Origin of the sequence: Psychrobacter sp. AOP7-B1-25 (genome assembly GCF_052376195.1) — a bacterium.
Lineage (GTDB): Bacteria > Pseudomonadota > Gammaproteobacteria > Pseudomonadales > Moraxellaceae > Psychrobacter.
The window spans coordinates 1-376 of record NZ_JBQSVK010000047.1; the positions used below are offsets into that span (position 1 = coordinate 1).

Here is a 376-nt window from a genome sequence, read left to right on the forward strand (position 1 = left end):
TCTATAGTCGCTCTATCCCAGACCGTACCGTCATCGAAATAGATGTTATCGACAGCATCATCATTGAATTGATCATACAGATTTATCTTTCCATCAGCTGTCGATATCTCTAGGCTTGTATCATTTCGAGTTAAAGTGATATCAGATTGATTGACACCTTTTAACTCTAATTTATTTGAGCCGTAATAATCTTGGACAGTGATATACGGGTTGTTTACAAAGTCTCTAACATCAACTATGTAAGTATCATCTCCTTGTCCACCACGTAGCCCAATATATCCAGATGAATTGCTACCATAGATTAAGGTGTCATTACCAGCTTCACCATATAAATTATCACTATCACCATTTGATATTAAAATATCATCACCGTTAC

At 35.9% G+C, this 376-nt stretch carries 1 protein-coding gene; it reads right to left on the reverse strand.

Annotation, left to right across the window (positions count from 1 at the left end):
- The coding region (locus ACT3QR_RS13915; protein WP_444521876.1) for a calcium-binding protein at positions 1-376 on the reverse strand (376 nt) is incomplete at both ends.